The organism is Amycolatopsis sp. NPDC043889 (assembly GCF_056435645.1).
Genome location: NZ_JBWKEC010000019.1, coordinates 22,359 through 36,226, shown reverse-complemented (window position 1 = coordinate 36,226; position 13,868 = coordinate 22,359). Strand labels below are relative to the sequence as shown.

Here is a 13,868-nt window from a genome sequence, read left to right as displayed (position 1 = left end):
CCAGGAAGGGAGCAAGGGACCTTTGCTATCACCGGCGGCCGCGGTCCGTGAAGGGGGCCTTCACTACCTTCAGGGTAGGCAAGGAGGCCTTCACGACTCCGAGCGCGGGAGCAAGGGACCTTTGCTACCGCCCGCGGAACGTCACGTACCCGAGATGAAGCCCTTCACGGAGTTCGCCACCAGCTCGACCGCGATCGCCGCCAGCAGGAGACCGGCGATCTTCGCCAGCAGCGTGATCCCGCTTTCCTTGATCAGCCGGATGACCACACCCGAGTACCGCATGCACAGGTACAGCACGAAGTGCACCGTCACGATCGAAAGCGCGAGAGCCACGTACGCGCCGACGTGCCCATCGGCCTGCCGGACGAAGACGATGGTCGCGGCGATCGCGCCCGGGCCGGCGAGCAGCGGTGTCCCGAGCGGCACGAGGGCGACGTTGACGTCGTCGCCCGCCGCCTCGGCCTCGCCGCCGGTCTTGCCGGTCAGCAGCTGCAGCGCGATGAGCAGCAGCAACAGCCCGCCCGCGCCCTGCAGCGCCGGGATCCCGATGCCGAGGTACGACAGGATCGCTTGTCCCGCGACGGCGAACAGCGAGATCACCAGCAAGGAGACCAGTACCGCCTGCCGCGCGGCCTTGGCGCGGAACGCCACCGATTTGCGGCCGGTCAGGCTCAGGAACACCGGCACCGTGCCGGGCGGGTCCATGATGACGATCAGCGTGATCGTCGCGCTCATGAACAGGCGCGCGTCGAAGAAGTCCGTGATCGTCACCGCGTCACGACCTGGTAGCCGGTCGACCGCGCGACGAGTTCTTCGAGCGCGAGCGGGTCGGTGGTCTCGTCGCCGAGATCGATGGTCTTGTTCGTGCCGTGGTAGTCGCTCGAACCGGTGCGCACGAGCCCCAGCTCCCCCGCCAGCCCGTGCAGCTGGACGCGGGTCTCCTCGTCGTGGTTCGGGTGATCGACCTCGACACCGGTGAGCCCGTGCCCGGCCAGCCCGGCGAGCACGTCGACGGTGATGGTCGCGCCGCGCGTGTAGGCGAAGGGGTGCGCGATGACGGTGACGCCGCCCGCCTCCGCGATCATGTCGATCGCGTCCTCCACGAGCGTGTCCTGCCGCGCCACGAAGTACCCGCTGCCGTTGCCGAGATAGCTCCCGAAGGCCTCGTTCACCGACGAGACGACGCCTGCCCGCACCAGGGCCTGCGCGAGATGCGGCCGCCCGGCCGAACCGTCCTCCGGCAGCAGCGACATGACCTCGTCGGGATCGACGGGGAGACCGTCGGCGGCCATCCGCTCCGCCATCACGCGCAGCCGCCACCGCCGCTCCGACCGGAGCCGGGTCTGTTCGGCGACGATCGACGGCGACGCCGGGTCGAAGAGGTACGCGAGCAGGTGGACGCTGATGTGCCGCCCGGTCACCGGATCGACGGAGATCGTGGACAGCTCGGCGCCGGGGACCAGGGTGAGTCCCGGCGGAAGTGCCTCGGCGGCCGGGGCCCAGCCGGCCGTGGTGTCGTGATCAGTGATCGCGACTACGTCGAGGCCCGCCTTCGCGGCGGCGGCGACCAGCCCGGCAGGGCTGTCGGTGCCGTCGGAGGCGGTGGAGTGGGCGTGCAGGTCGATGCGCATCGCCGCTCAGTATCGACGATGCTCCAGGTCACAGCGACTCCGGGACCTGCGCTAACCGACCTTCTTCTTGCCGCGCGCCGCACGCTGCGCCTTGATCATCGAAAAGCGCTCGGCCTGCTTTTGCTTGTCGCCGAAGACGAGCTCGGAAATCGTGTCGTAGAACTCTTCCGGCTTCGGCAGGTAGTCGATGCGGTTCAGCGCCTGGATCTGACCGGCGGACTCGACCACCATGGTCCCGTACCCCATCATCCGGCCCCACGCCGAACGCTCGTAGGTGAGGTCGGTGACCTTGGTGATCGGCATCATCAGCACTTTCGTGGTGAAGACACCCGTGGTCATCACGAACCGCTTGTCCGTGACCACCAGGCGCTCGACCCACCACTCCATCACCACGTACGCGAAGCGCAGGATGATGAGCAACGCGGCATACCAGAGGATGTTCTGGATGACCCACGCGGCGGGCGGCAACAGGTAGGAGACCAGGACGCAGACGGCCAGCAACGCGGCCGTCTCGAAGGTTTCCCACAACAGCACAGCCCAGTGCCGGCGGATCCTGATGACCCGCCGCTCGGTGTCGAGGAGATACTCGTCTGGATCGCGTGGGGCGAACATACCGCTAGAGTATCCGCTCCCTCGCTAGCTGAAGACGTTGCTGACGAAGGTGATCACCGATTCGGCCGAGTCACGCAGGAAGCCGATGATGTTTCCCACGAGGCCCGCGGCCTGACCTGGCTGCGCGATCACGAAGAACAGCACCAACGCGATTCCTGCGAAAGTGAGGAGCTTTTTCGCGTTCACAGCGATCAATCCTGTCTCTTACGGTGACTGACTGCGGATACTGACCATTCATTTTGTACCGCACCTTCCACCGGCGCGGGAGGGAAGTCCCGCGCTTGGGTCAGCCGGCGAGGGGAAGTGTACCGTATGGCTACTCTCCGTGTACAGGACAGCCATTGTCAGGAAGCCCGCGTCTACCATTCGGGAATGAACACCGTTTCGGACAGCACCGTCCGCTGCGTAGGCGGCATCGTCCACGACGAGCTGGGGCGGATTCTGCTGATCCGGCGCGCGAATGAACCCGGACGTGGACTCTGGTCGGTCCCCGGCGGGCGGGTCGAACCAGGCGAAACGGACGAAGCGGCCGTCGTCCGGGAGATGCGCGAAGAGACCGGGCTCGACGTGATGCCGGGCACACTCGTCGGCATTGTCCGCCGCGGCCCGTATGACATCCACGATTACGCCTGCGCGGTCACCGGCGGCACTCTCCGTGCCGGGGACGACGCCACCGACGCCCGGTGGATCGACGCCGGAACCTTGATCGAACTCGACGAAGGCGGCCACTTGGCCGAACTCCTGTTCGTCACTCTCCGCGATTGGGGAGTGCTGCCGACCACCGTCTTGACACCCGTTTTGCCCAATTCGGCAAAAGACGCGGGGACAAAGCAGCGCAAGAAGTGAAAATTAGCCGTCCCGACACATTGCCGACACCGTGGTCGTGAGTGGCGATTCGGGTTAGAACCCGAATCGCCACTCACGACCACCCGGACCCACCACGCCACCGCAGCCGCCAGAGAACAGCCGGCTAGACCGGCAACCAGGTCATCCGCTGTCCGTGCGGCGCCGTCCGGGCCAGCGCCCGTACGTCCGGGACACCGGCGTCCCAGCGGACGAGCCCGAGCACGGCCTGGTCCACGGGTTCGGCGAGATCGGCCCGGCCGGGCACCAAAGGCTCCAGCGCGGCGGCGTAGAACTCCTCGCTGACCCACCACAACGGCCGGTCCGCGGCGAGTTTCCGGAGCGCCTCGAGGAAGTCCGCCCGCCGCTCCCCCAGGTACGCCAGCACGTGACTGGTCAACACGACGAGCGGAGCGTCGGCTGGCAGGGTGGCGGCCGCCGAGGCGAGGTCGTCGACGGCGTCGCCCGCGATCAGCTCCGGCCGTTGCTTGCCCTGCGCCGCCGCGGCCGTGCGCAGGAGCCGGATCCGGTCCGGCTGGTCGGCCCAGACGCAGGCTTCGAGCCAGGCCAGTTCGTCCTCGTCGGCCAGGTCCACCGGCGCGCGGTCGAGGCCGGCGCGGGCGGTGATCGTCAGCTTCTTCGGCACCTTCGGCGTGACGGCGCCGGGCGCGAGGTCCAGCGCGCAGTGCAGGCCGACCGCGGTCTTCGCGGGCCCGGCGGTGAGCTGTTCGCCGCCGTCGCACTGGTAGCGGTAGGCGTATTTGTCCAGGCCGAGCAGCAGGCCCGCGCTGCAGCCGACTTCGAGCAGCGCGATCTTGCCGCCCGCCTCCTTCGCGGCCGTCGTCATCGCGGGGTAGAGCAGCGCGGCACGGCGGACCTCGTTGGTCTGCGTGTACCGCGAGGAGATGATCGCCCGGGCCTTGTCCGCTCGTTCCAGCAGGAACGAGCGGAACAGCGGCCACGTCTCCGAGTCCACGCCGTCGAAACCGCCGACGGACGGGTAGTACCGCGAGAGCGGGTGGATGGGGTCGGCCTGGATGAGCCGGTGCGCCGTCGCCATGAGGAGCGTTCCGCGCGCTTCACCGCCGCGGGCGTCGGTCAGGAGACCGGCGACGTCGTCGTCCTCGGACGCCTTCGCCGCCAGGTGCTCGTACAGCGGCGAAACACCGGCCGCCTCGACCGTCGCGAACTTCCGCAGACGGCTCTTGATCTCATCCAGCCCGATGGGCATCGACGCGCTCCCTCTTCCCGTTCGTGACACCCATTATTCGTGCGGGACAGGACGGCCGGGCTGTTCACCGCCCCTGGTGTCTCCGTAAGACCGCTTCGGCACCATCACCTTGCGACGGAAGACACACACGATCGTGCCGTCCTGCTTGTAGCCGCGGGTCTCGACGTAGACGACACCGCGGTCGTCCTTCGACTTCGACGGCGTCTTGTCCAGCACCTCGGTCTCGCCGTAGATGGTGTCACCGTGGAAGGTCGGCTTCACGTGCTTCAGCGATTCGACCTCGAGGTTCGCGATCGCCTTGCCGGACACGTCCGGCACCGACATCCCCAGCAGCAGCGAGTAGATGTAGTTGCCGACCACGACGTTCTTGCCGAAGTCGGTGGTCTCCTCGGCGTAATGCGAGTCGAGGTGCAGCGGATGGTGGTTCATGGTGATGAGGCAGAACAGGTGGTCGTCGTACTCGGTGACCGTTTTGCCCGGCCAGTGCTTGTAGACCGCACCGACCTCGAACTCTTCGTAATAGCGACCGAACTGCACCCATTCCTCCTGCACGAGTAACGCGGCGTGAGCCTGGAACGACAGGCCTTCGTGTTGAGGAGTACCCTCGACCATTGGTGTCGGGTCGTCAACGCGACCCACACCACTGCGTAACCGTCCGCCGAGCCAAGGAGGTGAGGAACCCGATGTCCAGTGGCGATAGTCCGCTTCCTAGTAGTCGCAGCGTTTCCGCCTTCACGTCTCGCCGGATCCCCACCTGGCAGGGCTGACGAAACCGGGAACGCTGGCCTAGCCGAGCGGCCCCCCGACCGCTTGGCCCGTCGTCTTCGCGCATCAACGCACGACGTCTGCCCAGGAGATCCCATGCCTGCCATTCCCTCGCTCGGCGGCCTTCGCGGCCGGAGCAACGGCCGCGCCAAGAGCGTCCCCGAACGCCCGCTGCCCGTCCCCCTTTCGGCGTACGTCGTCGATTGCGCGGTGTACGTGGAGGGCAAGCGGCTGCCCGGCCGCTGGACGCACGCCGAGGCCATCAAAGAGGTGCGCAAGCGGCACGCCGGGTTCGTCTGGATCGGCCTGCACGAGCCCGACGCGGTCCAGATCCAGGGCATCGCGGACACCTTCGGCCTGCACGAGCTGGCCGTCGAGGACGCGCTGGAAGCACACCAGCGGCCCAAGCTGGAGCGCTACGACGACACGCTGTTCATGGTGCTGAAGACCGTCCGGTACGTCGAGCACGAGTCGCCCGCGACGGCGAACGAGATCGTCGAGACCGGCGAGCTGATGGCCTTCCTCGGCCGCGACTTCGTGATCACCGTGCGGCACGGGAATCACTCGGGGCTCGCCAGGCTGCGCCGCGAACTCGACCAGGACCCGGAGCGGCTCGACCTCGGGCCGTCCGCGGTGCTGCACGCGATCGCGGACCACGTCGTCGACCACTACCTCGATGTCACCACCGCCATCGAGGCGGACATCGACGAGATGGAGACGCACGTCTTCGCGCCGCGGTCCAAGGTGAGCGCCGAGCAGATCTACTTCATGAAGCGCGAAGTGCTGGAGCTGCGCCGCGCGGTCATGCCGCTGGGCACCCCGCTGCAGCGCCTCGCCGAGGGCTACACGCGGCTGATCCCGGACGAGGTCCGCTCGTACTTCCGTGACGTCTCCGACCACTTGACGACCGTGGCGGAGCGGGTCGCGAACTTCGACGAACTGCTGACCACCCTGGTCGACGCGACACTGGCGAAGATCACGCTCCAGCAGAACACCGACATGCGCAAGATCACCGCGTGGGCGGCGATCATCGCGGTCCCCACGGCGCTGGCCGGCATCTACGGGATGAACTTCGACTACATGCCGGAACTGCATTGGCGTTTCGGCTACCCGGTGGCGATGACGGTCATCTTCGGCGTCTGCATCCTGCTCTACCGAATATTCAGGAAGAACCGCTGGCTCTGACCCCTTCCCGCTTTCGGTAGTACCTGGAGTTCCCCATGCCAAGGATCCTGACCAACCTCAAGTTCTGGGCGCTGGCGTTCTGCGTCGTCTGGCTCGGCATCGTGATCGCGATCATCGCGAAGGACCCCGCGTTCGCGCACGGCCCGAAGTAGCGCGTCCGGCATTACGCTGAAGCGCGTGAAAGCGCTGGTCGTCGCGGACGAGGTCGAAGAGCGGTTGTGGACGTCCGCCGTCCGCAACCACCCGGCCGACCTCGTGATCGGCGCCGGCGACCTGCCGTACGACTACCTCGAGTTCCTGGCGAGCGCGCTCGACGTGCCGTGCGTGTTCGTCCCCGGCAACCACGACCCCGACCTGTCCGGCTACACGCGCTACGGCGGACTGTCCATGAAGGACGGTTTCCCCACCGTGTGGCCAGGGCCGGCGGGCGGAGTGAACGCGGACGGCCGCATCGTCGACGTCGGCGGGCTCCGGTTCGCCGGGCTCGGCGGCTCGGTGCGCTACAACGACGGCCCGAACCAGTGGACACAACGCCAGCAGGCGCGGCGTGCCCGGCGGCTGGTGCGCCGGGCCCGGTTCCGCCGCCGGCGGGACGGAAGGGACGTCGACGTCCTGCTCACGCACGCGCCGCCGCGGCATTGCGGCGACCGCGAGGACCCGCCGCACCGCGGGTTCGACTGTCTCCATCGCACGATCGAGTTGCTGCGCCCGAAGTGGTTGCTGCACGGGCATATCCACCCGCACGGTGAACCCGTGCCGGACCGGGTGGTCGGCGGGACCACGGTCCGCAACGTCGTCGGGCACCGGATCATGGAGTTCTCATGAAGGACACGGGCTTTCCCCGCGCGGACGCGGAGCACGACTTCCTTCGCGCGCGACGGCGTCAGGTGTTGTCACGGCTGGCGAACTGGCTGCGCCGCGAGCCCGACGACGTCAACATCATGCTGCCGTTCCACGAGGTGGTCGACGCGCTCGGCTATCTCGGCGAACGGAAGATCGGCGCGCGAGTGATCCGGCTCGATTCGATCGTCGGCAGCGTCGACCGCGGCCGCGACTTCGACCGCCGCTTCCGCCCGACGTCCGGGCGGGTCCGCGAACGCTGGGAACGGCTGGCGCTCGCCACCCGGCGCGGCGAGCCGATCCCGCCGATCGAGGTGTACCGCGTCGGCGAACTGCATTTCATCATCGACGGGCACCACCGCGTTTCGGTGGCGCACGCGATGCGACTGTCCACAATAGAGGCGATGGTCACCGAGGTGCGGACCAAACTGGACCCGAGCGGGATCCGGTACCGCGGCGACCTGATCGTGAAGGACTACCGGCGGCTGTTCCTGGAACGCGTCCCGCTTTCGGGGCACGCGCGGGCTTCTGTGGTGTTCACGGATCCGTGGGACTACGCGCGGCTCGGTGAGCACGTCGAGGCGTGGGGTTTCCGGCTGATGCAGGACGAAGGGGCGTACTCGGACCGTGCGACGCTGGCGCAGCGGTGGTTCGACGAGGAGTTCGTGCCGGTGGTGGCGATGCTGCGGCAGGCGGATCTGATCGGCTCGCGGACGGACGCCGAGGCGTACCTGTGGGTGGCTTGCGAACGGTACCGGCTGATCCGGACGCACCGGTGGGACGACGAGGTCTTCGAGGCCGTGCGATCACAGTCCCGCTGACGCGCTCCGCGCGTGCTATGAAAGGCCCCTTCATTGCAAAATTTGCAATGAAGGGGCCTTTCATAGCGTTCGAGAGCTACATGTGAACGGCGACCGGCGCACCCTCCGAAGCACCTTCGGGAGCCTTCGCCGGAGCACCCGACCGCAGCAGCAGCCCGCAGATCACCGCACCGATGACGAAGATCCACCCGCCCCACACGAAAGCGGTCGTGTAGCTGTGCACTGCCGCTTCGGCCGCCAGTTGCGCCGAAGGCACCTTCCCGGCCGTGAACGACGTCGCCGCGTTACCGGCCAGCGTGCTCAGCAGCGCGGTCCCGATCGAGCCGCCGACCTGCTGCGCGGTGTTGACCGCCGCCGACGCGACACCGGCGTCGTGCGTGTCGACGCCGAAGGTCGCGACGCTCATCGCGGGCGCCATCGCGAGGCCGATGCCGACACCCATGACCATCAGCGGGAACAGCACCCCGCCGGCGTACGTGCTGGTGACGTCGATGGCCGAGAGCCAGAACAGCCCCGCCCCCGCGATCAGCATTCCCAGTGACACCAACGGTTTCGCACCGAACTTCGGCAGCAGCACGGCCGTCGCCGATGTCGCGCTCGCCATCAGGGTGGCCACCATCGGCAGGAACGCGACCCCGCTCTGCACCGGCGTGAACCCGAGGTTCAGCTGGATGTAGAAGGTGAGGAACAGGAAGATCGAGAACATCCCGATGGCGAGCAGGAACATCGCGAGATACGAGCCGCCTCGGTCGCGGTCGAGCAGCACGCGCAGCGGCAGGAGCGGGTGTTCGGCACGCTGCTGGATCACGACGAACGCGGTCAGCAGCACGACACCGGCGGCGAGGAAACCCCATACCGACATCGAGGACCACGAGTCGCGTTCGGCGTTCGCGAAGCCGTAGACGAGCGCGAAGAGACCGGCCGACGCGGTGATCGTGCCCGGGATGTCGAGCTTCGGGCGCGGGCCGTCGGTTTCGGAGTTCTTCAGCAGCACGGCCGAACCGGCGAACGCGATCACCGCGAAGATGATGTTGACGTACATCGACCAGCGCCAGTCGAGGTACTCGGTCAGCACGCCGCCGAGCAGCAGGCCGATCGCCGCGCCGCCACCGCCGATCGCGCCGAAGACCCCGAACGCCTTGCCGCGTTCCTTCGGGTCGGTGAAGGTCGTGGTCAGCAGCGAAAGGGCGGCCGGGGCGAGAAGCGCGCCGAAGACACCTTGCGCGGCACGGGCGACGAGCAGCATTTCGATACTGGTGGCGGCGCCGCCGATCGCGGACACGATGGCGAAACCGGCGAGCCCGACGAGGAACGCGCGTTTGCGGCCGAAGAGATCCGCGAGCCGCCCGCCCAGCAGGAGCAGGCTGCCGAACGCGAGCGCATAGGCGGTGACGACCCATTGGCGGGCGTCGTTCGAGAACTCGAGGTCCTGCTGCGCCGACGGCAGCGCGATGTTCACGACGGTGGCGTCGAGGACGACCATCAGCTGAGCGAGGCCGATCATCACCAGGATCAGCCATCTCCTGGCGTGGTGCGGGTTGGCGTGCCGCGCGGCCGCGTCCCCCGGCGGCGTGGCGACAGCGGTGGATGAGTCAGACATACGGGCGGTTTCCTCACCGATAGTGACGAAGAAGCTATGTGGAGTAGGTATCTCCCCTTTCCGCGCCCAAGGTACACAAGAAGTGGAGAAGTGTCCTCTACTTCGTTTGTTAAGCTGGACGAATGGCTCGGGAACTCGCTTCTGCCGCACCGGCGCGGCCGCTGCGGCGCGACGCTGAACTCAATCGGCAGCGCATCATCGCGGCGGCACACACCGTCTTCGGCGAGCGCGGGCTCGAAGCGACTCTCGACGACGTCGCGCATCACGCGGGCGTCGGCGTGGGCACCGTCTATCGTCGCTTTCCGAGCAAAGAACACCTGGTCGAAGCCATGTTCGTCGACCAGTTCGAGACGATCCGCGAGTTCGCCGAAGAAGCGCTTCGCGCCGAAGATCCCTGGGAGGGATTCGCAGGCTTCACGTGGCGCGCGGCCGAACTGCACGCCGGTGACCGCGGGTTACGTGAAGTCATGTTGTCGAACGTCTTCGGCCAGGAGCGCGTCGCCGAGGCGAAATCCCGCATGGTGCCGTTGATCACACAGCTCGTCGAACGGGCTCAGGCGGCCGGTGCCCTCCGCGCCGATTTCGTGCCGACGGACATACCGCTCCTGCACCAGATGCTCGGCTCGGTCATCGAGTTCACGCACGGTATCCAGCCGGACCTGTGGCGCCGGTGCCTCGCGATGCTGCTGGACGGCCTGCGTGCCGAACCTGGATGCGCCACCGCGTTGCCGCATCCGCCGCTGGACGTCGAGGCGCTGGACGAGGCGATGTGCTCGTTCCGGCTGCCCAAGCTGCGCTAGCCCCCGCATTTGGTCCTCTGAATGCGGTCCTTGCGCGTGCAACTACCGCATTTAGTCCTCTGAATGCGTCAAGGGAGCTTCGGGAACACCGCGACGGCGACCTCTCGCGCCGCCGCGCAGGTGGCGTCCTCCGGCGCCCCGTCGACGCCCACCACCGAGAGCATCGCCTGCTCGACCCGGTCCGGGGTGCCGGGGATCGGCCGGTGCGTGGTCACCTGGCAGAACGCGCCGGACGTCGTGACCTGGACCTGCCGGCCGCCCAGCGCCTCCGTCGCGCCCGGCGTGGTGTCCGCGCCCACCGACAGCGAGAAGCTGACCTTGCCGCGGATGCAGCTGTGCCCGGACAACGCCGGGGCCGGTTTGGTCTCCGGACCGGCGGCGGCGTCGAGCTCATGCTGGTCGAGCGGCGCGCACGGGGCGACCCGGCCCCACGAACGCTGGTCGAGGTTCAGCCGCCCGACCTTGCGCGCGCCGATCACGCCGGCCGCGCCGTCGACCGTCGCGTCGGCGATCCGGCAGCGGCCGGCCTGATCGGCGGGCGCCGTGTCGTCGGAGGTCACCGTGATGGACAGCCTGATCCCGTCGGCGAAGGTGAGCAGCCGGGTGCATGCGGTGTCTTCGTTGAACGTCGACCGCTGGACGCTGACGCCTTCCGGCAGCGGGCCGGCGTATTCGTACGGCTGATTGTTCGGATCCTGCCCGGAAGTGATCGGGCCGGTGGTCACGGTGTAGCGATTGGCGCCCTCGACGAATTCGAGGCGGCAGAACTCGAAAGACGTCAACGGCGGTTTGACCGCGTTTCCGCCGCCGATCACTTTCCGCTGGTCGACAAGGCTGCAGTAATCGAGCGACGAGTATTCCCCGAGCGCCTCGGAAGCGGTCAGGGCCTCCCCACCCGCCGTGGTCGACGGCACCACCGCCGGTTCCGGGGTGGAACAGGCCGCGGCGAGGAACAGGCCGCAGAGTACTGCGCTGAGTCTCTTCGAGGGCACCGGAGCAGTATCGTCAAAAGATCGCGGAACACCAGCCCCTACGGGCGAAGAACACAGGAGCCGCCACGTTTTCCCAGGTGACCGCCTTACCGCGATTTCACGCCCTTAAGGGTGCGTTTCGTTCCGCGGTGGGATGCGGCAGGGCCGTCACGAGACGAGAATGGGTTTCACACACCGTGACGACCGAGAGGGAAGTACCGTGACGAACCCCGTAGCCGCCCGCCTGACCCGACCGCGCCAGGGCCGCATGATCGGCGGCGTCTGCGCCGGTCTCGCCAAACGCTTCGGCACCACGCCGGGCAAGGTCCGTCTGCTCGCCGTGCTGTCCTGCCTGCTGCCCGGCCCGCAGTTCATCGTCTATCTCGTGCTGTGGCTCGCCCTGCCCGAGAGCGAGTACTGAGCCGGCCTCAGCCGTTGGGATCGAAGGGGATGCCCGCCGGTTTGGCCTTCCCCAAATTGTGTTCGAAGGCGCCGTCCTTGATCGCCAGGCTCGCGCTGCCGAAATCGGCGCGGACGAGCGTGTCCCGGATACCGGGCGGGAACCCGTCCCAGCTGACGAGGTCCGGGTACTGCCAGGCGTTGTAGTGGTTCTCCGGCGGTTCGGTCGCGCTCGCGATGCGGAAGCAGTGGGTGCTCGCGCCGTCCTTGTGATAGACGATCTTCGGGTGGGTCCCCTCCCAGGAGACCTTGGAGCGGTCGTGAGTGGAGTAGTTGCCGTGCGCTGACGTCGAGACGTACCGGGCCTGACCCTCGTTGACCCAGACGACGACGTGTTCGATGTCGTGCCGGTGCCCGCAGCAGTCGATGCCCGGGACGGCCTGGTCCTTTTCGAAGTAGAGGTCGTAGAGGTGGGCGCACCAGCCGTTGTTGCACTTCGACCGCGCGTAGGAGTTGGTGTTGTCGAGGTCCGACCGGTCGCGGCACTGACCGTTGAGGGCTCCGGAATTCTTGAGACCGGTGGCGATCGCGCCGGTCGGTGAGATCGCGGGCGTCGGGTAGCAGCCGTCGGTGTCGTAGTCGAACGCGGGCTGCCACTTGCGGTCGGCTTCGGTCGCGTTCGCCGGCAAGGCCTGTGGTGGTTCGGCCCAGGCGACGGCGGGGGCGAGCGCGGTGATGAGGACCGCGCCGGCCAGGCCCTGCAGGAGACGGCGTGTCAGCTTCTTCGGCAAGGCAGGCGCCCTTCTCTAGGTACCGTTGCGGGGCTGAGGATCCCCGATCGCCCTGTGAGGCGTACACCGCCGAAGGTGGGGAATTCACGATGTCCGAAGTGGACAACGCACACACGTGACTGAAGGCGTAACTCGCGTGAAGGCCCCCTTCCCTCGGCTGAGCCGAGGGAAGGGGGCCTTCACGCGCCACAGGAGGGAGCTAGTCGGCGTAGGTCAGGTTCTTGCCGCTGGCCCCGTCGAACAGCTTGATCTTGTCCGCGTCGAACCACAGCTCGACGTTCTGGTTCTCCGCCGCCGACGAGGCCGCCGAAAGGCGGGCCACGATCTGCGACTCGGAGCCGGGTACGTCCGAAGAACCGCTGTCGGCGGCGAGATCCGCGAGGTCGGACGACGACGCGGCCTCACCCTCGACCGAGAAGTGCGCGAACTTCTCGGAACCCATCGACTCGAGGACGTCGACGTGGGCGGTGAACGTCGCGCCCTGGCGGGCGGCGGCGTCCACCAGCGCGGCGTCCTCGAAGTGCTCCGGCCGGATGCCGACGATGACCTCACGCGGCGCGTTGGCCGCTTCGACCAGCTGCCGCACCCGGTCGGTGAGCGGGATGTCGCCCAGCGCGCTGCGGGCCGTCCCGTTCTCCAGCGTCGCGGGCACGAAGTTCATCGACGGGCTGCCGATGAACCCGGCCACGAACAGGTTCGCCGGGTTGTCGTAGAGGAACTGCGGCGACCCGATCTGCTGCACGTAGCCGGCCCGGAGCACGACGACCCGGTCGCCGAGGGTCATGGCCTCGGTCTGGTCGTGCGTGACGTAGAGCGTCGTCGTGCCCAGCTGTTTCTGGATCTTCGACACCGACGTCCGCATCTGGCCGCGGAGCTTCGCGTCCAGATTGGACAGTGGCTCGTCCATCAGGAACGCCTTGGGATTGCGGACGATCGCCCGCCCCATCGCGACGCGCTGGCGCTGACCACCGGAGAGGTTCGCCGGTTTGCGGTCCAGGTGCCCGGTCAGATCGAGGATCTGCGCCGCCTCCTCGACCTTGGCCCGTACCGTCCGGTCGTCGACCTTGGCCAGCCGCAACGGGAACGCCATGTTCTCCCGCACGCTCATGTGCGGGTACAGCGCGTAGGACTGGAACACCATCGCGATGTCGCGGTCCTTGGGCGCCTTCTCGTTGACGCGCCGGCCGTCGATGCGCAGTTCGCCGGAGGAGATGTCCTCCAGCCCCGCGACCATGTTCAGCGTCGTGGACTTCCCGCAGCCGGACGGGCCGACCAGGATGATGAACTCACCGTCGGCGATCGTGATGTCCACTTCGGACACCGCGAGGGCGCCGTCGGGGTACTTCTTGGACACTTTTTCGAGAACGATTTCAGCCATG

16 protein-coding genes are annotated in these 13,868 nt (G+C 67.6%); 6 read left to right on the top strand and 10 right to left on the bottom strand.

Annotated features, from left to right (window positions below; all coding sequences use genetic code 11):
- Nucleotides 1-141 precede the first annotated feature (141 nt).
- Genes AC0685_RS28895 through AC0685_RS28880 form a run of 4 tightly spaced genes read right to left on the bottom strand, consistent with a single transcriptional unit; the run spans nt 142 to nt 2,429 of the window.
- Nucleotides 142-771, bottom strand: coding sequence for a MarC family protein (locus AC0685_RS28895; RefSeq protein ID WP_016331481.1), 630 nt, complete (start codon nt 769-771; stop codon nt 142-144).
- The gene (locus AC0685_RS28890; protein WP_219145857.1) at nt 768-1,631 is read right to left on the bottom strand and encodes a PHP domain-containing protein; all 864 of its coding nucleotides are present in this window, start codon (nt 1,629-1,631) and stop codon (nt 768-770) included. Before AC0685_RS28890 ends, AC0685_RS28895 begins: the two co-directional genes overlap by 4 nt.
- Nucleotides 1,632-1,682: 51 nt before the next feature.
- Nucleotides 1,683-2,243: a PH domain-containing protein gene (locus tag AC0685_RS28885; protein WP_034313292.1), complete on the bottom strand. Its 561-nt coding sequence runs from the start codon at nt 2,241-2,243 to the stop codon at nt 1,683-1,685.
- A gap of 24 nt (nt 2,244-2,267) precedes the next feature.
- Complete coding sequence (locus AC0685_RS28880) at nt 2,268-2,429, bottom strand: hypothetical protein (RefSeq protein ID WP_005167589.1); 162 nt, start codon at nt 2,427-2,429, stop codon at nt 2,268-2,270.
- Between the two features lie 186 nt (nt 2,430-2,615).
- Between AC0685_RS28880 and AC0685_RS28875 the strand changes: the two genes are divergently transcribed.
- Nucleotides 2,616-3,089: an NUDIX hydrolase gene (locus AC0685_RS28875; RefSeq protein ID WP_478228390.1), complete on the top strand. Its 474-nt coding sequence runs from the start codon at nt 2,616-2,618 to the stop codon at nt 3,087-3,089.
- 124 nt (nt 3,090-3,213) lie between these two features.
- Here AC0685_RS28875 and AC0685_RS28870 read toward each other — a convergent pair whose 3' ends face one another.
- Nucleotides 3,214-4,317: a DUF2332 domain-containing protein gene (locus tag AC0685_RS28870; protein ID WP_478228389.1), complete on the bottom strand. Its 1,104-nt coding sequence runs from the start codon at nt 4,315-4,317 to the stop codon at nt 3,214-3,216.
- Between the two features lie 33 nt (nt 4,318-4,350).
- Nucleotides 4,351-4,929, bottom strand: coding sequence for a MaoC family dehydratase (locus AC0685_RS28865; protein WP_395882848.1), 579 nt, complete (start codon nt 4,927-4,929; stop codon nt 4,351-4,353).
- Nucleotides 4,930-5,178: 249 nt separating this feature from the next.
- On the opposite strand from AC0685_RS28865, the gene corA reads away from it, so the two are divergent.
- The 3 genes from corA (at nt 5,179) to AC0685_RS28850 (ending at nt 7,928) form a co-directional block, all read left to right on the top strand.
- Nucleotides 5,179-6,267, top strand: a complete 1,089-nt coding sequence (corA, locus tag AC0685_RS28860; protein ID WP_340684437.1) for a magnesium/cobalt transporter CorA — start codon at nt 5,179-5,181, stop codon at nt 6,265-6,267.
- 177 nt (nt 6,268-6,444) lie between these two features.
- Nucleotides 6,445-7,092: a metallophosphoesterase family protein gene (locus AC0685_RS28855; RefSeq protein ID WP_478228388.1), complete on the top strand. Its 648-nt coding sequence runs from the start codon at nt 6,445-6,447 to the stop codon at nt 7,090-7,092.
- Complete coding sequence (locus AC0685_RS28850; protein ID WP_478228387.1) at nt 7,089-7,928, top strand: chromosome partitioning protein ParB; 840 nt, start codon at nt 7,089-7,091, stop codon at nt 7,926-7,928. Before AC0685_RS28855 ends, AC0685_RS28850 begins: the two co-directional genes overlap by 4 nt.
- Nucleotides 7,929-8,004: 76 nt before the next feature.
- On the opposite strand, the gene AC0685_RS28845 is transcribed toward AC0685_RS28850, so the two are convergent.
- Nucleotides 8,005-9,528 (bottom strand): MFS transporter, encoded by a 1,524-nt coding sequence (locus AC0685_RS28845; protein WP_478228386.1) that lies wholly within the window; start codon nt 9,526-9,528, stop codon nt 8,005-8,007.
- Nucleotides 9,529-9,650: 122 nt separating this feature from the next.
- Between AC0685_RS28845 and AC0685_RS28840 the strand changes: the two genes are divergently transcribed.
- Entirely contained in the window at nt 9,651-10,328 is a 678-nt protein-coding gene (locus AC0685_RS28840) for a TetR/AcrR family transcriptional regulator (protein ID WP_478228385.1), read from the top strand.
- A 68-nt stretch (nt 10,329-10,396) separates the two neighbouring features.
- Here the strand turns inward: AC0685_RS28840 and AC0685_RS28835 are convergent, their stop codons facing one another.
- The gene (locus AC0685_RS28835) at nt 10,397-11,320 is read right to left on the bottom strand and encodes a hypothetical protein (protein ID WP_478228384.1); all 924 of its coding nucleotides are present in this window, start codon (nt 11,318-11,320) and stop codon (nt 10,397-10,399) included.
- A 199-nt stretch (nt 11,321-11,519) separates the two neighbouring features.
- Here AC0685_RS28835 and AC0685_RS28830 point away from each other — a divergent pair, with 199 nt between their 5' ends.
- Nucleotides 11,520-11,720 carry a PspC domain-containing protein gene (locus tag AC0685_RS28830; RefSeq protein WP_034313416.1) on the top strand — a complete coding sequence of 67 codons (201 nt, stop codon included), beginning with the start codon at nt 11,520-11,522 and terminating at the stop codon, nt 11,718-11,720.
- A gap of 7 nt (nt 11,721-11,727) precedes the next feature.
- Here AC0685_RS28830 and AC0685_RS28825 read toward each other — a convergent pair whose 3' ends face one another.
- On the bottom strand, nt 11,728-12,489 hold the full coding sequence (locus AC0685_RS28825) for an NPP1 family protein (protein WP_478228383.1): 762 nt from the start codon (nt 12,487-12,489) through the stop codon (nt 11,728-11,730).
- A gap of 199 nt (nt 12,490-12,688) precedes the next feature.
- Nucleotides 12,689-13,867 (bottom strand): ABC transporter ATP-binding protein, encoded by a 1,179-nt coding sequence (locus AC0685_RS28820; protein ID WP_478228382.1) that lies wholly within the window; start codon nt 13,865-13,867, stop codon nt 12,689-12,691.
- Nucleotide 13,868: the final 1 nt, after the last annotated feature.